At 40.5% G+C, this 22,686-nt stretch carries 16 protein-coding genes; 9 read left to right on the forward strand and 7 right to left on the reverse strand.

Going from position 1 to position 22,686, the window contains the following annotated elements:
* Positions 1-73 precede the first annotated feature (73 nt).
* Complete coding sequence (gene uvrA / locus IQ274_RS04455) at positions 74-2,962, reverse strand: excinuclease ABC subunit UvrA (protein WP_194141537.1); 2,889 nt, start codon at positions 2,960-2,962, stop codon at positions 74-76.
* A gap of 537 nt (positions 2,963-3,499) precedes the next feature.
* The gene (locus IQ274_RS37230; protein ID WP_265578512.1) at positions 3,500-3,634 is read right to left on the reverse strand and encodes a hypothetical protein; all 135 of its coding nucleotides are present in this window, start codon (positions 3,632-3,634) and stop codon (positions 3,500-3,502) included.
* Between the two features lie 248 nt (positions 3,635-3,882).
* Here IQ274_RS37230 and IQ274_RS04460 point away from each other — a divergent pair, with 248 nt between their 5' ends.
* Positions 3,883-4,542, forward strand: a complete 660-nt coding sequence (locus IQ274_RS04460) for a tetratricopeptide repeat protein (RefSeq protein WP_194141538.1) — start codon at positions 3,883-3,885, stop codon at positions 4,540-4,542.
* A gap of 511 nt (positions 4,543-5,053) precedes the next feature.
* Here IQ274_RS04460 and IQ274_RS04465 read toward each other — a convergent pair.
* Positions 5,054-6,112, reverse strand: a complete 1,059-nt coding sequence (locus IQ274_RS04465) for a serine/threonine protein kinase (protein ID WP_194141539.1) — start codon at positions 6,110-6,112, stop codon at positions 5,054-5,056.
* 147 nt (positions 6,113-6,259) lie between these two features.
* Entirely contained in the window at positions 6,260-7,153 is an 894-nt protein-coding gene (locus IQ274_RS04470; protein ID WP_194141540.1) for an alpha/beta fold hydrolase, read from the reverse strand.
* A gap of 164 nt (positions 7,154-7,317) precedes the next feature.
* Here IQ274_RS04470 and IQ274_RS04475 point away from each other — a divergent pair, with 164 nt between their 5' ends.
* Positions 7,318-9,006 (forward strand): S-layer homology domain-containing protein, encoded by a 1,689-nt coding sequence (locus tag IQ274_RS04475; protein WP_194141541.1) that lies wholly within the window; start codon positions 7,318-7,320, stop codon positions 9,004-9,006.
* 10 nt (positions 9,007-9,016) lie between these two features.
* Here the strand turns inward: IQ274_RS04475 and IQ274_RS04480 are convergent, their stop codons facing one another.
* Entirely contained in the window at positions 9,017-9,454 is a 438-nt protein-coding gene (locus IQ274_RS04480; RefSeq protein WP_194141542.1) for a VOC family protein, read from the reverse strand.
* Between the two features lie 112 nt (positions 9,455-9,566).
* Between IQ274_RS04480 and IQ274_RS04485 the strand changes: the two genes are divergently transcribed.
* Complete coding sequence (locus tag IQ274_RS04485; protein WP_194141543.1) at positions 9,567-10,346, forward strand: MBL fold metallo-hydrolase; 780 nt, start codon at positions 9,567-9,569, stop codon at positions 10,344-10,346.
* Between the two features lie 313 nt (positions 10,347-10,659).
* Here the strand turns inward: IQ274_RS04485 and IQ274_RS04490 are convergent, their stop codons facing one another.
* Positions 10,660-11,685, reverse strand: coding sequence for a mechanosensitive ion channel family protein (locus IQ274_RS04490; protein WP_194141544.1), 1,026 nt, complete (start codon positions 11,683-11,685; stop codon positions 10,660-10,662).
* Positions 11,686-11,792: 107 nt separating this feature from the next.
* On the opposite strand from IQ274_RS04490, the gene IQ274_RS04495 reads away from it, so the two are divergent.
* From IQ274_RS04495 to IQ274_RS04505, 3 genes are all read left to right on the forward strand, one after another.
* The gene (locus IQ274_RS04495; protein WP_163929446.1) at positions 11,793-12,710 is read left to right on the forward strand and encodes a histone deacetylase; all 918 of its coding nucleotides are present in this window, start codon (positions 11,793-11,795) and stop codon (positions 12,708-12,710) included.
* Between the two features lie 164 nt (positions 12,711-12,874).
* Complete coding sequence (locus tag IQ274_RS04500) at positions 12,875-17,356, forward strand: translation initiation factor IF-2 N-terminal domain-containing protein (RefSeq protein WP_194141545.1); 4,482 nt, start codon at positions 12,875-12,877, stop codon at positions 17,354-17,356.
* Between the two features lie 313 nt (positions 17,357-17,669).
* On the forward strand, positions 17,670-17,876 hold the full coding sequence (locus IQ274_RS04505; RefSeq protein WP_163929448.1) for a hypothetical protein: 207 nt from the start codon (positions 17,670-17,672) through the stop codon (positions 17,874-17,876).
* A 315-nt stretch (positions 17,877-18,191) separates the two neighbouring features.
* Here the strand turns inward: IQ274_RS04505 and IQ274_RS37235 are convergent, their stop codons facing one another.
* Positions 18,192-18,326, reverse strand: a complete 135-nt coding sequence (locus IQ274_RS37235) for a hypothetical protein (RefSeq protein ID WP_265578513.1) — start codon at positions 18,324-18,326, stop codon at positions 18,192-18,194.
* Between the two features lie 165 nt (positions 18,327-18,491).
* Between IQ274_RS37235 and IQ274_RS04510 the strand changes: the two genes are divergently transcribed.
* The 3 genes from IQ274_RS04510 (at position 18,492) to IQ274_RS04520 (ending at position 22,602) form a co-directional block, all read left to right on the forward strand.
* Positions 18,492-20,342: a hypothetical protein gene (locus IQ274_RS04510; RefSeq protein WP_194141546.1), complete on the forward strand. Its 1,851-nt coding sequence runs from the start codon at positions 18,492-18,494 to the stop codon at positions 20,340-20,342.
* Positions 20,343-20,705: 363 nt separating this feature from the next.
* A complete protein-coding gene (locus IQ274_RS04515) occupies positions 20,706-21,995 on the forward strand; it encodes a glucose-1-phosphate adenylyltransferase (protein WP_163929450.1) in 1,290 nt (429 codons plus the stop codon).
* A gap of 97 nt (positions 21,996-22,092) precedes the next feature.
* Positions 22,093-22,602, forward strand: coding sequence for an AAA family ATPase (locus IQ274_RS04520; RefSeq protein WP_194141547.1), 510 nt, complete (start codon positions 22,093-22,095; stop codon positions 22,600-22,602).
* The last annotated feature ends 84 nt before the right edge of the window (positions 22,603-22,686 follow it).

Below are 22,686 nucleotides of genomic sequence, written 5' to 3' on the forward strand. Positions count from 1 at the left end.
CGTTAAAGTGAAGCCAAAGACACCATTTTCAAATTACCGTATCAGGTGTGTTAGGTTTCACTAAAGCACCGTCCTACTTCTTCACCGCCGGATATTGTTTCAACACCTGCTTTAAATATTGCCCAGTATAAGACCTGGGATTTTTTGCAACTTCCTCTGGTGTACCCACAGCAATCAATTCTCCCCCTTTGTCGCCACCTTCTGGCCCCAAATCTATCACCCAATCAGAACAACGAATTACATCTAAGTTGTGTTCAATTACTAATATTGAATTACCTTTATCTACCAATCTTTGCAACACATCTAATAATTTGTGAACATCGTAGAAAGATAACCCTGTTGTCGGTTCATCAATTAAATAAAGTGTCTTACCTGTGGCGCGTCGAGATAGTTCTGTTGCCAATTTTACCCGTTGCGCTTCACCACCAGATAAAGTAGTCGCAGGTTGTCCTAGTTGGACATAACCCAACCCGACATCAAATAAAGTTTGCAAACGCGCGATCGCTTTGGGTATATTCTGGAAAAAGTCCAAACTTTCCTCAACTGTCATTCTCAGAACATCAGAAATTGACTTATCTTTGTACTTCACCTGCAAAGTCTCGCGGTTGTATCTTGCACCTTTACAAATTTCGCATTGCACGTAAACATCCGGGAGAAAGTTCATTTCAATAACATTCACACCCTGTCCGCTACAAGCCTCACAACGTCCACCTTTAACGTTGAAGGAAAATTGTCCAGGTTTGTAACCCCTAGCTTTGGCTTCTACTGTTTGGGAAAATACATCCCGAATGGCATCAAAAATTCCTGTGTAAGTTGCAGGGTTAGAACGTGGCGTGCGTCCAATTGGAGATTGATCGATAACGATCGCTTTATCAATCGCGTTTAATCCCTGAATTTTATCCAAATGTCTGGGTAAGGGAACTTTCTTTGTTAAATGGTGTTGCAGAGATGGATATAGTAATTCGTTAATCAGTGTAGATTTGCCAGAACCAGACACACCAGTGATCGAGACGAGTTTACCTAGCGGAATGTCTACATCAATATTTTGTAGATTGTTGCGATGGGCATTTTTAATTCCCAAACTACGCCCATTTCCTTCTCGGCGTTCTGCTGGTGTGGTAATTACTCGCCTTCCTGATAAATATGCACCCGTTAAAGAATCTTCTGCTGCTAATAATGCCTGAAAATCACCTTGGGCGATAATATTTCCACCGTGAATTCCTGCACCAGGGCCAATATCAACTATATGGTTAGCTGCGCGAATTGTTTCTTCATCGTGTTCAACGACAATCAATGTATTACCCAAATCACGCAATTTCGTTAAGGTTTTAAGCAACCTGCCATTATCTCGTTGATGCAAACCAATACTCGGTTCATCTAAAACGTAGAGAACTCCTGTTAAACCAGAACCAATTTGCGTTGCTAGACGAATTCGTTGGGCTTCGCCACCGGAAAGGGTCATGGCGGGACGGTCAAGGGTGAGATAATCTAAACCTACATCCAACAAAAATTGCAATCTTGCTTTGATTTCTCGCAGGACTAAATCAGCAATTTGTAACTGGCGATCACTCAACTTAAATTGCTCAATTCTCTCCCGACAATCCCGAATTGATACGGTAGTCAATTCTAAAATTCCATATTGTCCCAACTTCACTGCCAAGGCTTCAGGTTTTAATCGTTTTCCCTTACAAACTTCGCACGGTTGATCGATTAAATACTGCTCTAATTTTTGTTTAATTAATTCCGAACCACCTTCATACTGCCGTTGCAAAATTGGAATAGCACCTTTAAAACTCTGCTTCCTTTGCGCTTCTGCGGCTCGTTCATCTTTCTCGCCATAGAGAAGAATTTGCTGCTGTTCTTCTGTCAGCTTGCCCCAATTTGTCTGTAACTCAAACCCATAAATCTGTCCGACGCTATAGAGTAATTCCAAGTAATAAGAATTATCTTTTTCTGACCAAGGCGCGATCGCAGCATAAACTGGCGCTTCCCAGTCAGGTACGATCAAGTCTGGCGCAAATCTTCTTAAAGTCCCGATGCCGTGACAGTGTGGACAAGCACCATAAGGAGAGTTAAAGGAGAACAATCGCGGTGATAATTCCTCCATTACTGCGCCATGTTCTGGACAAGCAAAGTTTTCCGAAAATACTAATTCTTCTTCTTTTTCTTGTCCGTCGTCACCAAGCAAACTCACCAGTATGGCTGCAATCCCACCCGATTGCTTGAGACACGTAGACAAAGAATCAACCAAACGCTCTTGGATATCAGCTTTTTTCACCAAGCGGTCAATTACCACTTCGATGGTGTGGGTAAAATTTTTATCCAATTCAATAGAATCTGACAGTTCGCGGATCTCGCCATTGATTCGCACGCGGACAAAACCTTGAGATGCCAGGCTTGACAAAAGCTTCCGGTGTGTGCCTTTTTTCCCCCTGACAACGGGTGCAAGGATTTGGAAGCGGGTGCGGTCTGGTAATTCCATGATGCGATCGCACATCTCATCGATTGTCTGGGGTGCAATACAGCGATCGCATATCGGACAATGGGGTTCGCCAGCGCGACCAAATAACAGCCGCAAATAGTCGTAAATCTCTGTCACTGTACCCACAGTGGAACGGGGGTTATGAGACGTTGACTTTTGGTCAATAGAAATAGCTGGACTTAAGCCTTCAATGGCTTCTACATCCGGCTTATCCAGTTGTCCTAAAAATTGCCGGGCGTAGGCGCTGAGGGATTCTACATAGCGACGTTGCCCTTCAGCGAAAATGGTATCAAAGGCTAGGGAAGACTTACCAGAACCAGAAACGCCAGTGAATACGATTAGGCGATCGCGTGGCAATTCCAAGTCAATATTTTTCAGATTATGCTGCCTAGCACCCCGAATCCGAATGGTATTCTGGCTGTTGTGGCTGGGGTACGGAAGATGTCCATTCAAGGATGCTGCTAGCTGTTTGTCTGACATATTGGGCGGCGAAGAAGGAGTTTCTTATGAAACAGTCCTTAATAATACTATCTTTAATTAGTTTATAGTAGAACAATCGTACTGTTTTAGTTAGTTATCGTTTCAGATTCATGGCGCAGACATCCTTAAGAGTCGGCTAATTTGGAAGCATCCCGATTAAATATCCTTCTGAGGGCGAATATGGTATCGCAAATCCAACCGCCGACCCAGCCAGAGGTCATCTACCTAGATAGTGACGAATAACTAGTTGCTAATAATACCATACAGTTTGGCTGGATTGTAGAAATTAAGCAGAATATAGAGTGGCTATTTGCTGACTTAACTGAAAACTTCAAGCTTTGAACTCGGAACTTTGACCTTTTTGCTCGGTCATTGGTGTTCGGAACTCGGAAGTTCGACCTTTTTACTCGGTCATTGGTGTTCGGAACTCGGAAGTTCGACCTTTTTACTCGATCATTGGTGTTCGGAACTCGGAACTTTGACTTTTTTGCTCGGTCATTGGTGTTCGGAACTCGGAAGTTCGACCTTTTTGCTCGGTCATTGGTGTTCAGAACTTGAAACACCGAGTTCAGAAATGCGTAGGCGTAGCCCGTCGTAGACATCGCATTTCTTTTTTAGTGAGCGATCACCTGACATACTATATTTAAACTCAGCATTACGGCAGGCGATCATATTTTCTCATCTCCCTACTGCCTTTAATGTCCAATTTGGTAGGGTGTGTTAGCGATAGCATAACGCACCGAAAGTATTGGAATGGTGCGTTGGTCAAGGGTATAAGTAAGGCATCCTATGAGCTTACTTTAATTGTTTTTGGCAATATATAATGTTTTTATTGACATGATGTGTCTGCTCTGGTGAAAGGTGCAACCTGTGAACGCTAGTTATACGTTAACTAGAAATATTTCTGGATTATATAAATTATGAAATTTGTTTTCTCTATACCTTCTTTATTAGCTTATGCATCATCTATTGTGCTGCTAGGTTTTTCGCTACCATTAGTTGCACAAATATCAGCTTCTAATGCCTCTACTGACTGCCAAACTTCTATGCCACCACATCTTAATACAATAGACGACTTCATAGGGATGGGACACTTTCAAGAAGATTGCCAAAAAGACTCACTCGCTGCGGTTTCTTCTTTCACGCAGGCAATTCGGCTAAATCCTAAAGCTAAAGAACCCTACTATCATCGTGCCAATGCTTACCATGCACTTGGAAACTATAAAGCCGCAGTAGTAGACTATACCGAAGTAATTAGGCAAAATACAGGTAGGCTTGGTTTTAGTAGTCCTGCATACTGGAATAGGGCTAGAGCTTATGAAAAATTAGGCGAAAAACAGAAAGCGATTTCAGATTTGACTCAATTAATTGGTGATAGTAGTTCCAATGTTGATGAGTACTTATTAAGAGGTAATCTTTACAAGGATTTAGGGAAGAAAGAAAGTGCGAGGGCAGATTACAAGGCAGCAGAAAACCTTTTACAACAATATTTAAGTGGGTCTTTCGGAAGTGGTTTTCAAGATCCTTTATATCAAGAGATGCTGGAGAAAGTAAGAAATAATTTATCACAATTAAATTAATAACCAAAATAGGCTATTAGAGAATGTTTTAAAAGTCATGATTGATGTATCAAATATTTTTACTCCACCTTAACCCTCCCCTTATTCCTATCCATTATAAACATCTTTCTTAATCAGAATATTGACAAAAAAGAGAAGTTGTGTGTGAGGATGGAAGTCAAAAAATCACCAGTGAGTAGAGAAAATGGGCATTAGAATTAACAGAGTTTGAAAAAGCCAAATTTTCCCATAGCAACTTGCTGTAAAAAACTAATTATCAGCATTTGATAGTTATAAAAATGACAGCATTTTTCACAAGTGTGAAATACACATAATTATAGGGGGACAATATTTTGTGCCCCTATAGCGTTTCGTAATCACACATGAGGTATATCATAGTCTTCTCCTCGCTTGCGGGGATAAGGTTAGGGGTGGGGTTCTTGTACATCACTTAACCGAGAACCGCTATAAAGGTGTAGTCTATTTAATTGGAAACGACTGTAATCTTTAGCCAGATGCAACCTAATTAATCTTAATTTCCGGTTTTTTGTTGACAACTTGCGTTTAAATCTAAGCTTTGACATTCTCTAGCTTCCAGCAATTGCCTAACCGCACTACCAGGCTGACAACTCATCAAAGTTGCCCCCATCGCAGCTAGTGTAATAACAGTGGCTAATCCCAGAACTGTAGCTCGTTTTCTAAGTTGGATTGTACTGATTAAATTATCTATTCCAGTGGCAGTACCAACAACCTCAATTGGCTCAAGTGCTTTTAAAGCAATAGCCGCATTATTATAGCGACGGTTTCGGTTAGGTTCTACAATTGTCATTAACCACCATCGAAAACGCGGACTTATTTGAGGAACTAATTGCTGGAAATTAAAGCGGTAGTTATCATCAATTAATTTTCCAATATCAACAGAACGGGTATTAGTAAGTAAGCAAATTAGTGTTGCTCCCAAACTATATAAATCTGATGCCTCAGTCAGGGAATGACCAAACTGTTCTTCTGGTGGCATAAAACCTGGGGTTCCTGCGACAAAGCTGCTAAGAGCTATTTTTGCACCCTGTATCCTAGCTAATCCAAAATCAACTAAATAAGCATTTAGTTGCTCATCAACCAAAATATTCTCTGGTTTGATATCCCGATGAATAATTGGCGGAACTTGCTTTTGTAGATAAACCAAAAGCTCTAAAATTGACAGAGCAATTTGCTTAATTTCTTCTGGATGAAAGCTGTTTTTTAAGCCTAAAGACGGGGCATTTTTATGTTCCTGTACCAGATAAAAAGCCCCTGGTATTTCAAAAGAATCTATATAGCGAGGGATGCGAGAATGATTGAGTTGCTGCAAAATTTCGATTTCGCGCTGATATGCTTTCACACCTGACAAATCAGCATCGGCCCGAGCAAAACAAAACTCTTTAATCACTACCTGTTGCTTAGAGTTGAGGACATTAGCTAAATAAGTAATTCGTCCCCCTTCTCGGTTGCGTCCTAGTTCGCTGATAACTTGATAGCCTTGTTGAGAAAAATCTGGATGGTGATTTGAGGGAATTACCTCTTTATGTCCATTACGCACATCAAGCTCCATTACACACCATACGAGTTTGATTCTGTCAAGATGCAATTAGAAAGATTAAGAGCCACTCACCCAGATTGTTAGCTCCATTTCTACTCTGCATAGGCCAAGACGCATGGACAGAAAATATCTTTGCATTTGCGTCTTGGCATAAAATTACTAATTTTGCGTTAGCCAATCGATAATCTGAGCATTGACAACATCTGGAACCTCATCGTGCGGACAATGACCGGCATTAGGAATGGGGACTATTTTGATTTCTTTGCCATTCTCACGCGCCTGTTCGTAAATCTTTGCCCCAGTAATTGGTGTCCAAGGATCATCAGCACCCCAAATTACTAATAAAGGACGTTCTACTTTGGGCAAAAGTTCCTCTGGGCTTGGGCCAGGAGGGGCTGTGAGAATGGAAGCAAAGACTTGTTGCGCTCCTGGGTCGCAAGAGGGTGTATAAAGTAAATCGACTAATTCATCGGTGACGGCTTGGCGATCGCGGTAAACTTGGTAGAGGGTACGGCGAATTTGGGCTTTTTGGCGGATGCGATTATAGACAAATTTACCTGTAATTGGCGATCGCACAAACCGATTAAAAGCTGCCATCACCATCCGTAGCGGCGGGTTCAATTCGTGGGGACGATGACTTAAACCACCCGCAGAGTTAATCAAAATACCACCAGCAGCAATTTCTGGATGTTCTACCAGTACTATTAAGCTCAAAAGTGCGCCGATGGAGTTGCCAATAAATACAGCAGGTTCGTGTATATGTGCTGTGCAGAAATCTTTCAGCAGTTCCACCCAAACTTCCACGCTGTAATCAATAGGCGCTTTATCGGAACCACCAAAACCTAAAAGGTCTATGGCAAATACTTGGTAGCCAGCATCAGCTAAAACTGGGATATTTTTACGCCAGTGTCCAATGGAAGCACCGAAGCCGTGAACCAGTACCATAGGTCGTCCAGTACCCATGACAGTGTACTGAATTTTGTAGCCCTGCCAAGTCCAAATGAATTTTTCAAAAGCGTCTTGAGTTGCAAGCTGTTGTGTAGTTACAGTCATTAATAAGATTCATAAAGTGTATCTTCAAATATATTAATGTTCTCTGACCTCATAACTCGCCACTGATTAGATGTTAGTTTCATCCACGCCAAGGGATTAATGAGTCAAGGGATACCAAATACCCCTGTGATTTTTTAGACGAATGGTAGTGTGAGATGAAATACATGAATCAAAGTTACTTTGCTCAAATTAGCCAATTTGTTCTAGCTGCAACCTCTGTGGCAATATTTTCGCCAATAGCTTCTGCATCTGCAACTTCAGGGTTTGCTACCACCGTCGCCCAAATATCTGATAATTCCACAAATCAACAACTTTTAGCCGATAAAAAAGTAGAAACCAGGAGTCGTACTACTATTGAGCGGCAAACTATCACTACAGAAAGCCGCAGTAGTAGTGTTTCTGCAAAAGGCAAAAAAACAGGTTTTAGCCTTGCCATTTGGGAACCGTCCGGTAACTTGTCTGAAGTGATTGCTCGCATTTCTGTCAAGAGTAAGGGTGGCAAGGGCTATTTAAAAGAGCGGTTTTTGGGTGATTACAAGTACAAGATTAAGCAAAAAGCAAAATTTGCTAAGGGGTTAAAAGCTAGCGATCGCATCGTCGTGCGATTGTATGATGTTCAAAACCGCTTTATTGGCTATAGCGAATTTGAATGTTTGTCGGCAAATACCACAGTTAACCTGGTTTTGTCAGCCAAACCTACAGAATACCAAGTTGTTCGTACTGTTTATGGTGTTGATGCTGACCAAAACGGCACTATTGACGCAGGTACCACCACCTACGACTACTTCACCCAAGTCAGCGACCAGCGTGTTAGTTTCCTCAGCAGTTCCCAAACCTTCCAAGGTAGTCAGTTCCAAGTAGAAGGTTTGTCAACAATTCCAGGTACTAGCGTTTATCCCGTCTCTTTCACTCAGGGTGAGTATGCTTTAGTGCGTCAGTCGTTCGTGAGCGTCTTTAGTTCCGACTTAGCAGAGGCTTTGCAAGCTACTCCTGGCAGCTTAGTGCAGGTGATTGAAGTCAGCGATAACTCTAGCTACGACATCAGCCAAATGCTGATGAATTATCGCCAAGTCGGGATATCTCGCGCTCTCCAGGTTGGGTTTTCTGATGTTTCCACAGACTACTGGGCTAAAGATTTTATTGCCGAATTGGCCTCAATGGAAATTCTCGAAGGTTTTCCTGATGGGACTTTCCGCCCGGATGCACCAGTAACTCGCGCTCAATTTGCGGCAATGTTGCGGAAAGCGTTTACCAAGGGGAAAATTCGTCGAGCGATCGCTTTTAAGGATGTTTCAACTCAATATTGGGCTTACAATGCCATCAGCGAAGTTTATCAAATGGGCTTTTTAAACGCTGTTATTGGCAAAGGTTTTAACCCTAGCCAAAGCCTTTCTCGCCTTGACATTTTGGTAGCATTAGCCCAGGGATTAAATTATAAAACCAGTGGTTCAACAGATACAATCTTATCTGTTTACAGCGATGCAACTAGTATTCGTAGTGAATATCGCAGTCTGATTGCAGCTTTGACACAACGCGGTATAGTCGTCAACTATCCCAATGTGAACTTGCTAAATGTTGAACGGGTAGCAACTAGGTCTGAAGTATCTGCTTTGCTATACCAAGCCCTATCTAGCACCGGAGAGGTAGCAAGCATTTCCTCGCAGTATGTCGTTGGAGGACAACAACAACAAGTTGCAGTAGAGGAGCAGACTGAAACTTCGACAGAGGGCGTAAAACCACGTCGCCACTGTAACCAAGGAATTGGTAATGGTTCTGAGGGATGTGACCCTGGCAATTCCCGCCCTCACGGTGGTAGTAACGATGAAGGTGGACGTACTCCTGGTAAGAAGTAACACTATTTTTTTAAGAGACGCGATTAATCGCGTCTCTAGCTTGCTCAACTGTAAAACTAATTTCCTGACCATAGGAAATTTCCAGTGTATGACCATCAGGGTCTCGAATATAAGCCCAGTAACCAACCGGAAAGCCCCAGTCATTTGGGCCATCTAGCAGTATTTCCTCAGCGCGTGCCTCATTGCACAGGCGATCGATTTCCCCACGATTCTGATAAGCTACCCCAAGATGGGATTGTGGTGACAGTGCGCCTTCTACTTTAGCTGCTTTAATTAGGACAATTACAAAAGGTCTAGTCAGGTCACTAATCCAAGCAACATCTGATTTAGTTGCTTGATCAATGCGATGATGCACGACTGTCATCTGGGCATACTTTGCATAAAATGAGATACTTGCATCAACATCACTGACTGCAAGTGCAATGTGAGTAAAACCAAGATCAGACATAAAAAAACCCCGTGTGTAGACTTAACTGGACGAATTTAGGTATTGGTCTGAGTGCTTACTAAGAAAGCTGACACGATTGATAATGAAGGTAGGCGTTATCTTCACAAAATTTATGTTTTTAACTTGGTTTGACAGCAACTCTTGGTTACTAGAAATTGGTGGGAAAAGAATACTGATTGACCCTTGGCTGGTTGGTTCGTTAATTTTCAGCAATTTGGATTGGCTGTTTAAAGGTTCGCGATCGCAAAATCGTCCAATCCCAGATAATATTGATCTGATTCTGCTCTCTCAAGGTTTAGAAGACCACGCTCACCCACCAACGCTTCAGGTACTCGACCACAGCATCAAAGTTGTAGCCTCTCCCAATGCTGCTAAGGTCGTACAGCAGTTAGGTTATACCCAAGTTACTACTCTCGCTCATGGTGAAACTTTCACTTTAAATAATCAAGTTGAAATCAAAGCTTTCCCCGGTTCGCCAATTGGCCCCACTTTGGTAGAAAATAGTTATCTTCTCAAAGAATTGGAAAGTGGTTTAACTGTATACTACGAGCCTCACGGTTATCATTCTCCACAACTTCAGGAATCTGCACCCATCGATGTCGTGATTACACCGTTTATTGATATGACGTTGCCTTTGCTTGGGTCGATTATTAAAGGTAAAAATAGCGCTTTGGAAGTAGTGAAATCGTTACAACCTCAAGTAATAATACCTACGGCGGCTGGTGGTGATGTGGCGTTTGAAGGGTTGCTGATGAAACTTATTCAGACTAAAGGAACTGCTGAAGAATTTCGTTCGTTACTAGAGAAGAACAATATTTCAACACGGGTACTTGAGCCGAAACCAGGCGATCGCTTTGAACTACCATTAGAAAAACGAGCATTAGCAATTTAAGTTGCACCTAGCCTAGCGATTAGAAATCGTGGCTTTACAAACAAAGTTCGCCTGGATTATAGCGGTTCTCGACCCAGTTAAGTACAATTTTGACCTCTCTCCAAACCTCTCTCCTAAAAGGAGAGAGGCTTTGAATTGTTCCCCCTTCCCGCTTCGGGAAGGGGGTTAGGTCTATTTGCATACCTGTACCTCACCGGATTGAAAATGGCTATAACGGAAAATCAAAGGTTTAGCTAACCTGCGGAGGCAGGTTTTGTCTGTGTAGCTGCGACTTCTAGTCGCCAGGACTTTAATGGTTGCGGTGTGATGAAAGCTAATTTTTTCCCATAGCTGAATTATCTTGCATATACACTTCTCTAACCGGAAAAGGAATTTGAATTCCTGCTTGCTGATAGCGTTTGTGTAATTTTTTCACAAATAAATGTTTTCCAATCCGTTGATCAAAGTATTCACTGACGCGCATATAAAGCGTAAAATCTATACTAAAATCATTAAAAGTATGAAATCTGATATATGGTTCACTTTCTTTTAACTCCGGTGCAATTTCTTGCATGACTTCTTTGGCAACTTCTACAGTCACTTTTTCAACTTGTTCCAAATCGCTATCATAACTTACGCCCACATCCATTGTTAAAGTAATTTCTTTTGCGGGTAAATGATAGTTAGTGAAAATTGCCGAAGACAATTTAGAATTAGGAACAATAACGACATTATTGGAAATTTCTTTAATTGTCGTATTCCGCCAAGAAATATCTATGACATATCCCTCATGCCCAGCATCTAACTTTACATAGTCTCCGGTTCTAACTTGCTTAGAAATAATTAAGTAAAACCCAGAAAATAAATTTGCAAGTGTGTCTTGAAGTGCCAAACCAACTGCTAGACCACCAATACCTAAAGTTGTGATTATCGGGGTAATTTGAACACCCACCGTTTGCAGTATGATTAATGTTCCCAAAACTAAAACAGTAATTTTAGCAAGGTTAGAAATTAGTGATGTGGGAACCCCTTCTGTTCTGCGAATAAATAAATTAACAAAACCAGCACTCAATCTTGCTAAAACTAGGGTTACTGAATACAGCAGTGCGATCGTCATAACTTTTTGCAGTACGATCGCAATATCTGGTTTGAGTGGTGCGCTCAGAATTGCCCAAAAAAAACCGGCAATGACAAACCAAATAAATGTCATGCGGTGCAGAGAGTGAAATATAATGTTTCCCCCCGCAATTCGTTTATTATTAACGAATATTTCCAGTTTTTTGAAGATAACTTTTTCACCAATTATTCCAGCCAGTAAGCCAGCTAGAATAAATGTTATCGGCGGAATCCATTCCATCATATTAATTTAAATTTGGAATTTTAGATTTACAAGAACAGCATTTTTACTGTGATTATGGCTAAATTTTACCTTGTTGTCGGATTAGCTGCTTGAGATTGTCTTTCCTTATGGACTTGCCAATTATTTACCACCCAGATTACATTGCTCCGCTACCTGAAGGACATCGTTTCCCGATGTCTAAGTTCCGACAACTCTACGAATTGCTGTTAGCTGATGGTGTAGCGAATCAAGAACAATTTCACACCCCCGAACGTCCGCCACCAGAATTGATAGAGTTAGTCCACACCCCAAGCTACGTTCAAGCTTATTGCGAAGGAACCCTAGACCCCAAAGCACAGCGTCGCATTGGTTTGCCTTGGAGTCCAGCATTAGCGAATCGTACCTGTGTGGCGGTAGGTGGTACGATACTCACTGCAAAACTGGCATTAAGTCATGGTTTAGCTTGTAATACGGCTGGTGGAACTCATCACGCCTTTCCCAGTTATGGATCTGGTTTTTGTATTTTCAACGATTTAGCGATCGCTTGTCGCGTTTTACAAAAATTCGGACTCGTCCAAAAAATCCTGATTGTCGATTTGGATGTCCATCAGGGAGACGGTACCGCTTTTATCTTCCAAGACGACGATAGCGTTTTTACTTTCTCCATGCACTGCGAAGTCAATTTCCCCGGTACTAAACAAAACAGCGATTTGGATGTTCCTTTGCCGGTGGGAATGGAAGATGACGCTTATTTACAAACTTTAGCGAATTATTTATCAGATTTATTATCTAAAGTCAAGCCAGACTTAGTATTTTATGATGCTGGTGTTGACCCTCATATAGGCGATCGCTTGGGCAAATTAGCCTTAACCGATGCGGGCATTTTTCGCCGCGAAATGCAGGTTTTAACTACCTGTATGAGTAGCGGTTATCCCGTCGCCTGCGTCATTGGCGGGGGTTATGCTGATGATATGAAATCTTTAGTATGGCGGCATTCCTTGTTGCATCGGGCCGCTAACGAAGTTTACCATCAGTACAAACTATAGTCATTTAACGGGTAATAGAGTTTTTAAACGCAGAGGAACACAAAGGTACGCAGAGTATTACCAAATTTAATTTGTAGCAAATGGGACTAAAATCAACTTTGCGCTCCTTTGCGCCCCTTTGCGTTTAAATTTAAACACTATTTTGTTGGCAAAGGCAGTACTGGATGAACAACGGCAAACTCAGAGTCTACGAACTAGCAAAAGAATTAAATTTAGATAGCAAGAAGCTATTATTAATTTGTGAAAAACTCAAAATTGTAGTCAAAAGCCATACCAGTACAATCTCAGAATCCGATGTAGAACGCATTCGTTTAGCGGTAAATAAACTAACAGCAAAATCCTCGAAAACTACTAAAACAACCTCTGAAGATTGGGGCTATACGTTTATAGCTTCAGCAATTGATAGTTTTATCCGCCATCTTGAAGGTGAGGCTGCCTTGAAATCATATTCCGATTTTAGGGAGCGGCGCGATCGCGCCAATGAGTTAATGTTGGAATGTGTAGGAAAAAAGCCTTCTTTATTTTATGTGCGTCGCAAAGGCTCAGGGAAAGAGGCAAGAGAGGAAATTTGGGATTTAACAATAGCGACAGACTCCGATGATTTTCCATTGCCTGCAAGACTTGACAAGCTCAGAAAAACATTAGGATTTAGAGCAGCTGTACAAAAAGATGGACGCGACGGTATAAAAATACTTTCGGCTCAGTTGTTACAACCTTCACGCGGACACGCCGACAGCTACGCTATACCTTGTCGGTTGCGTTTACTGGCTAATCATCAGCATCATCTCGACATTCCGCCGGCGACATTGAAGCGCATCGCCACCGCGCCAGTTTGTGGCGAAAATGTGCCTACAGAAGATCAGTTGAAAGCTTGGAAAGCGTTTTTGCAAATTGAGGAAAAAATTGCTAAAGCACGTCAATTTTGTGTGCGTTACGTAAGTCATAACTATAACTTCAAAAGGCGGATTAGTTTTGAAATTGATGTAAACTCAGCCACCCTTGACGGCTTTTATCCAAATTCCCTCGAAGTAGATAATTTTTGGGAACGAGCAAGACGCACAAAAAACGAAGATTTAAAACTTTTTGAAACTGCTCCAGTCGGAAAAAATTGGATTAGCGGTCGTCAATTAGGAACTGTTGAAGAAGTTGATACCAACCGTTGTATTATCAGCCTCCGGCTAGAACGCGACTTAGCTGAATTCATGGCAACAGAGCGCTATAAATTACCAACTACCGGATTCTTATGTTTCGAGGCAGTTGGAGATATTCAGCAGATTCAGCGTAAGAAGAAAGCGCTAGATGATTTGAATAATGGTTACACCCAAAATCCATATTTAGGCAACTTTCTATTCGATGCTTCTCAAGCTAGACAAATCAAAAGTACTGTTGAACTTCAACCACAAGATTTATTATTATCTTCCGCTAATCCCGGGCAAAAAGCAGCAGTAGAAAAGGTACTTGCCGCCAAGGATCTTGTTCTCATCCAAGGGCCACCAGGTACTGGTAAAACTACTGTAATTGCCGAGATTTGCTATCAAATTGCGCTTCGAGGTGGGCGAACTCTAATTGCTTCGCAAGCGAATTTAGCAGTAGATAACGCCCTGAGTCGATTAGTTCACAACCCAGTGATTCGGGCAGTACGCAAGGGTAGAGCCGAAAAAGTTGGCGAAGAAGGACAGCCATTTTTAGAAGACCAAGTTATTGGCAGATGGCTAGAAAATACAGCTGATGACTGCGAAAATAATATTACCCAACGGCTCGAAAATATCAAAATTTTCAGTCAATTACTGGCATCATCACAAAGATTTACACCCTACTTCCAAGCAGAGGAAGAATTTAGCCAGCAGCAAGCAAAATTCAATAAAAATAAATTAAAGGTAGAGACAAACTTTAAAAATCAAGAAAAATCTTACAACGAAACTGTAGAAAAACAGAACAACGTTGAATCTCTAATTGCAGGTCTAGAAAATATACTAAACACTGCACCAAAGATAAATTGGGAAACTCCAGAAGTTACAGCTTTTTTGCCTCTTCTGAAACCATACACAGAAGGTAATAGTTTAGTAGAAGAATTTTTAGCAAATGTTCGTCAAACCATCAAATATACTGATGAACTTGGCTTGGTGCGTCCGGCGCTTGGTGCTTTTGGTTTAGCCGTTTGGTTGCGTGAAACTGTAGCAACAGAAAAGTCAGGATTTAAATCTGCTTTTACTCATGCTCAAGAGGCTAGTCAAGCCATCTTAGAAGTTGCAGCATCAGTGGAGGTTGTAAAACAGAATTTTGCATTGTTAAATCAAGTACAACCAGATTATCAAAAATATCTTGCCAAACTACAGAATCTACAGCAAACAATCCAGATTTGGGAAAATCGCCAACGAGAAATTGATTATATTATCTCAGCAGTAAAAGAGTGGAAATCTACAGCACCTTCTCATCTATATCAAACTTTAAAAGATTGTCAGCAATCAGGTTTACCACTAACAGAAAATTTGGTGGACTTACCACTTGGTTTATTGATGTTTGCTAATACATTAAAATTACAAATAGTACCAAAAATTTACAAAATTAATCTGCCAGAATGGGAGCTATTGACAAAAGCGATCGCTTATGAAATAGACGGAGGTTTTACCGATAGACGGGGTAAACAGCATAATTTCAGCTATTTTTTACAAGAAAATTTTAGTCAGATTCCAATGGTGCTATCAAAGAGCGATCGCACCCAATGGCAAGAAACCTATCAACAGTTTAGCAATTATCAGCTACTCAATCCCAAACAGCGAAAATTACTGGTCGAAAATACCCAGGTTTTCTTAATTAGAATGCAACGAACTTATGGCGCATCATGGGAATGGAATAATATCGATTCTACTCTCACCAAAATTACCCAAGAATTGTTAGATACTATTCTTGTAAATGCACGCCAATGCGTTTTAAAAGTCAAAACCGAAACTGAACAACAGCTTCAGTATTTACAAAGACAATTAAATGAACTTCAGAAAAATGAAATTAGCCAACAGCAAATATCCATTACTCAAATTGAGGTAGAAAAAGCACAACAAGATGCTAATTTACAACTTGGTAGAGTTATTAATATCTTGCAAGAACTGAATCAAAAAAATATACCTGCTCAATTACGCACTTTAACTGATAAATATCTCGCAACCCAATCAAATATTTGGGAGCATCCACAAGAATTCTCAAATCAAGTTAATTATTGGGTAACTTCCATTAGTCAGCTTGAAACCTTAATTTCATCCTTAGAACCTTTTGCTGTGTTGGAGATGATTAAAAATTCTCTACACGAGCATTTATCAAAACTACAAGAAGAAACTAAAATTTCTCTACAGCAACTTCAAAAATTACAAATTAGCTTAGGTGAAATAGAAGAAAAATTACAACCACAGCCATCAGATAGTTTAATACAAGAAAGAAATTGGTGGTTGACAGAATGGCAAAGAATTCCGGATAAGTTTAAGCCAGAAAATTCTGCTCCTGACTTGTTTAATATAGAGTTATTGCGCGGTGTCAATATTCAGTTTGAATCTTGGCAAAAGGAACTCGAAAAAGAAAAAAATTATCTCAACAAATATCAGAATTTTGTCCAAGATTGGATTGGAAAATTAAGACAGCCAAATGAGCGCGATCGCGACGATTTAAGGCGCATATATTTAGATAATGCTAACGTCGTTGGTATCACCTGCGTTCAAGCTGCAAATAGAGGTTTTTCGGAAGAATTTAAATCCTTTGATGTTGTCATTATTGATGAGGTTAGTAAGTGTACTCCACCAGAGTTACTAATCCCTGCCTTAAAAGGTAAGAAGTTAGTCATGGTAGGCGATCATCGGCAATTACCACCCATGCTTGACACTAGCACTTTAGAAGAAGTTGCTCAGACAATTGGCAATACACGAGACGAACTACAATTTTTAGAAGAATCACTATTTAAAAGTCAGTTTGAATCTGCTGATGAAAGCATTAAACAAATGCTAACTACACAATATCGAATGCACCCATTTATTATGGGAGCAATCAATCAGTTTTATGATGGTAAACTAGAATCTGGTATTTTGGAACCGGACACAAAACGCGCACATCATTTAGCAGGCGAAATTATCCAAGAATCTCAGCATCTTATTTGGGTAAAAACGCCTATAGAAAATCAGTTTTTGGAGCAAAGAAGCGGAACTTCTTACTTTAATACACCAGAAATTGATGCGATTGAACGTCTGTGTCAGCAGTTCGAGACTACTTGGGTTGCTAAAGTTGCTAATGGTGAACCAAAAAAAGAAATTGCCGTAATTACGTTTTATGGCGCTCAATTAAGAAAAATTGATGAACGCCTACAATCTGAACTTTTTCCTTCATTAGAGATTCGTACTGGGACAGTAGACAGATTTCAAGGTATGGAAAGACCTGTTGTAATTGTGAGTATGGTTCGCAACAACAGTAAAGGAGATGTCGGATTTGCTAAGAAACCAGAACGGGTAAATGTTGCATTTTCTCGCGCCCAAGAACTGCTGATAATTGTGGGTTGTCATAATTTGTTTACGCATCAATCAGGTAAAGTCGGAAGTATGTATTCTGAAGTGTCAAATATCGTCAGTAAACATGAAGGTTTTGTTGATGTTTCTCGCCTTTTCAGTTAAACCTATTGATGACAATCTTAAGAAGGCTATCTACTGGGCAAATTAGCCTGTGTAGGTAGAGCTTATCCAATAAACTGTATCATCTTTAGCAGTTATGCTGATAAAATGAAGTCCTTCGTTTGGCTTACTTCTTTCCAAGATTAAAGCGATAAATAATATTTTCTTTCCTGTTTCCTTTACCTACAATCCCTTTCTCCCTGTTCCCTTCAACTAAGAATTATTAAGATACCAGACATTTCTGGAAAAGAGATTGTGGCATGTGTAGTAACAAAGCACATATCACTTGATGCTTAATTTAGCTCAAGGGGGTCTAATGATTGATCGCTTTGTAAATCTAATTTTTATCGATTCTTTTGCCCTAGCAATTAACCTCACGTTTGGTAAATTGCTTCACACTAAAATCTGTAACTATTCATGGGATGGAATGGTAAGTGATGAGCTTTCAACACCAGAAACTGGCGCTAGTTCTTCTAAATTGCCAGCATCCTTGGAGGAAGATATAACCACTCCTATTTCATAAAGCCTGCTTAAATCTTAAGTAAGGTAGGTTACAGCTTTGCTATTACGCACCGTGTTACATAGCGGTGCGTTAGCACTTTGATGAAATTTTTTGTGACAAATCATCTAGGAATATGCACCTAACACACCGTAAAATAATCTTATTTTTACTTTATAAGGGACTTCCAAGAAATAAATTATCCAAATAAACGTAGACGCGGAGAGGCTTGCCGCAGGCTACCACAGAGACACAGAGAACACAGAGAGAGAAGAGATAGAGAGAATTATTTGCGTTAGTTTTGGGATATTGTTTGATTTGGAAGTCCCTAAATAACCTCTAAGGTTTTGCGATCGCAACTTTAACCCGATTAGGAGAAAAACGCGTTACGGCAATTACAGTAGAAGTAGGAATTAAAAATGGAACACTGGCGATCGCGATCGCTTCTACACCTACGCTGCTGAATACTCCCACGATGGCCATTCCTAGGAAAATTTATAATGTGCTAATATTTGTCACTGGTGCTGGATTTGCTTGGTGGTCTATGTCGTCACCAAAGCTTATTGAAACCATAAAGATACTTTGCCTCATGGGTTACAAGTATTTGTACAAATTCAATTATCCAATCTTATTCTCTTAATGTTTCTCGCCTCTTCTGCTAAACCTATTGATGACAATCTCAAAAATTTTGTAGACGAGATAGAAGCGCAAAGTCCTAGTTTATCGGTTTTGGCAGCGCGTCAATTTCGTTACAGTTTGCGTCAAACTACTATAGAAGTAAATATCAAAGAACCCCGCCAGTTTAACGTACTCGAAGAATTTATTATCCGCGCTGCGATTGAATTTCAACCTTCACCAACAGAGGATGAATTAGCCTCTGTACTTGGACTGGATTCTGTATTTATCAAAACTACTACTGCAACTCTTCGCTCATTACAAACTCTATCACCAACATCACCAATTACAGTTACTTCTGAAGGTCGCTCATTTTATGAAAAAGGGTCTGTACCACAGCCGCCATATCCTGTACAGCTTAATGCTATTACAGACCCTTTAAGTGACAAAATAACCTTTCAAGCTGAATCACTAAGTGAGGCAGTGATAAAGTTGCCAGACTTGGCAGATTTTATCACTATTGATCATACAATTACTGATATCTCTTCTTTACAACTTGAGGAAATCCAAAAAAGTATTCAGGCTTCAGATTTAGCACTTCATGTCCCAGAAGAGGGAAAAATCGTTACTTCTTATAAGGCATTAAATCCAACTCAAAAATTTTGGAGAAAGATATCGCTTTTCGTTATCTTCGATGCCCTTGAAGATAAATTAACCATTCAAATAAGAAATGGAAAACAAATTTTAGAGTCAGCATCAAATTGGTTAGAATCTCTACACGCTCAAGGTAAGATATCCTTGCAAGCATTATGTAAGTTATCAACCGAAACAATCAATTTTGAACGTGAAGCCATTTTCAAACATAAAAATACTGAAATAGAAGCTAGACTTGAAAATATTCGCCAAAAAGCGCTAAAACCTGCGATAAAGGCTGGTAAAAAAGTAGATAAATCTCCAGTGGTAGGTGAAGTTGTACAGTTACGCGACGGACAAATTAGCCAAGTTTTCTCAGAAGTTTTGAATTCTGCTAAAAGTCAGGTTATTATTTATTCTCCTTGGGTGAATCAGGCAGTTGTCGATGAAAAATTTCTAACTTTGTTACAAAAATTAGCTAATCGTGGACTTTGGATTTTAATTGGACATGGAATTGCGCGGCGACAAGAAGATGAAGAGAAACCAATTTCGCCAGAAGTAGAGAAAAAACTGCGAGCAATAAAAACACCTGATGGTTTATCATCTGTACAGGTTTTATGGCTGGGAGAATCCCATATAAAAGAAATAATAGTTGATCAAGAAATCCATCTGTGTGGATCTCATAATTGGCTATCTTATCGTGGTGATTACCTACCACGGGGTGAATCAGTTTATAAAGTCACAATTTTGCATCAAGTCCAAGAAGCTTATAAATTTCTTGCTAATCGCTTCCAAAATCAAGCTCAAAATTTATGGCAAAATGCTCTAAACAACCGCGATTCTAAACTTGCTGTGGAGTCTTTATATGTATGGGGTGCGCTAGGTATGGAAGACATTGCACTCAAAAACATACAGCAAAGCAATTGGCTGGAACTTCTGCCTGTGTGGTTAAATGTGACACTTCAAGGGTTAAGATCGAAGAAGATACAAGCTGATTCAGAAAGTTTTAAAACCGCCCTTTCGTTGTTGAGTCAAGTTTCTATTGAAGAGGCTTTTCTTGAGTCATTGCAGGAAGTATGGCGTAAAGTTATCGGTGCGATCGCAATTAACAATCCTAAAACTGCTTTAAAGTTACTTAGCGATGAAGTCTGGGCGCAGCTTCTACGTCTCAATATTGCCCAAAAGAGTGATTCACCTGAGAATTTTATCTCGCAACATATCTTTATCAAAGAAAATCAATAGATAACCATAGCAGTCAGCCTTGATTTTTGTTCGCGCAGCGCAAAAGCGATAGCAGCCAACAGGCAACAAGGCTTTTCAAGTGATACTAATTTTTTTCAAAAATTAAATATTATTTCTATATCGATATAAAATGCAAAAGCGATAGTCAAATTCCATGCAAGGCAAACGTAGCCAAAACTTCCTATATTGTTCACCTATCTAAATAAATACAAATGTTCTAGTCTTTTGCTTATTCCCTGTACTATCGATAACCAACAGCATTCTATAAAATTCCTCCCTAAGAATCACATGATCCCCCTTACCTGTGGTGGCAGACAGTCCTAAACTGAAGATGAGAGTTGAAAGGCAGTCGGGAGAAATTTTGTGAAAAAAGTATTATCAATCATCCTTGGCGGTGGCGCGGGTACTCGGCTTTACCCATTAACCAAACTCCGCGCTAAACCAGCAGTACCAGTAGCGGGGAAGTACCGCTTAATCGATATCCCTGTTAGTAACTGCATAAATTCCGAAATATTCAAAATCTACGTCCTGACACAATTCAACTCAGCTTCTCTGAATCGTCACATCGCCCGTACCTATAACTTTACTGGTTTCAACGAAGGTTTTGTGGAAGTGCTAGCGGCACAACAAACCCCAGAAAACCCGAACTGGTTCCAAGGTACAGCCGATGCTGTGCGTCAGTATCTATGGTTGATGGAAGAATGGGATGTAGAAGAATATCTAATCCTTTCAGGCGATCACCTCTACCGAATGGATTATCGCCAGTTTATTCAACGCCATAGGGACACGGACGCTGATATTACTCTCTCTGTCATCCCCATTGATGAACGCCGCGCCTCAGATTTTGGCTTGATGAAAATTGACGATTCTGGTAGGGTAATTGACTTTAGCGAAAAACCTAAAGGCGAAGCGTTAACCCAAATGCAAGTTGATACAAGTGTACTGGGATTAACAAAAGAACAAGCCCAGAAACAGCCTTACATCGCCTCAATGGGGATTTATGTCTTTAAAAAAGAGGTTTTGTTCAAGTTGTTGAGAGAAGGTATAGAAAGGACTGATTTCGGTAAAGAAATTATTCCTGATGCCTCTAAAGATTACAACGTTCAAGCCTACCTTTTTGATGATTACTGGGAAGATATTGGAACAATTGAGGCCTTTTATCAGGCAAATTTAGCCCTGACTCAGCAGCCCCAGCCACCTTTTAGTTTCTACGATGAAAAAGCACCAATTTATACCCGTCCTCGTTACTTACCTCCGACTAAACTTTTAGATTGCCAGATCACAGAATCAATTATTGGCGAAGGTTGTATTTTGAAGAATTGCCGCATTCAACATTCAGTTTTAGGAGTGCGATCGCGGATTGAATCTGGCTGTGTCATCGAAGAATCTTTGCTCATGGGTGCAGATTTTTACCAAGCTTCTGTAGAACGGCAATGTAGCTTGATAGAAAATGACATTCCCGTAGGCATCGGTACAGACACGATTATTCGCGGTGCCATCATCGATAAAAATGCCCGCATCGGTCATGATGTCAAAATTATCAATAAAGATAATGTGCAAGAAGCTGAACGCGAAAATCAAGGTTTTTACATCCGCAGTGGTATCGTCGTCGTGCTGAAAAATGCTGTAATTGCTGATGGAACAATCATTTAGTCATTGGTCATTGGTCATTAGTCATTAGTCATTAGTCATTAGTCATTGGTTAATAGTTACAAGTAACAAAGGACAAATGACAAAGGACAACGGACAAATGACTAAACTGTTTTTGCTGATTGGTCTTCCAGGTAGCGGTAAGTCAACTTTTGCAAAACAATTACTGGCAGAATGCCCCCAGATGCCACTGATTTCTACAGATGGCATCCGGGGGCAATTGTTCGGTTCTCAAGCCCTTCAGGGACCGTGGGTGGTGATTTGGCGGGAAGTAGAACGGCAATTTCAACAAGCTATTTCTACAGCAAATACAGCCATTTTCGACGCTACCAATGCCCAGCGCCGTCATCGCCGTGAAGTAATTGCTTTAGCCCGTGAATTGGGCTTTAGCCAAATTATGGGAATTTGGGTGGATACACCAGTCTGGCTATGTTTGGCACGTAATAAGAGGCGATCGCGCCAGGTTCCTGAAGAAATTATTTTGCGGATGCATCGTCAACTCCGGGATGCCCCCCCAAGCCTGGAAGAGGGGCTAGACGGGCTGATCCGCTTATCAGAAAAATCGGAGTACGGAAATTGCGATCGCAGGTTGAGCAAGAACCACACTTGATTTTCTATATTCTTTGTTAATTTAAAATCAGATTCTTTTGCTTGGCACTCTACCTAGCAATTAAATATCTGTGTTCTTAAAAAA

The sequence above is a fragment of the Nostoc sp. LEGE 12447 genome, from assembly GCF_015206985.1.
GTDB lineage: Bacteria > Cyanobacteriota > Cyanobacteriia > Cyanobacteriales > Nostocaceae > Nostoc.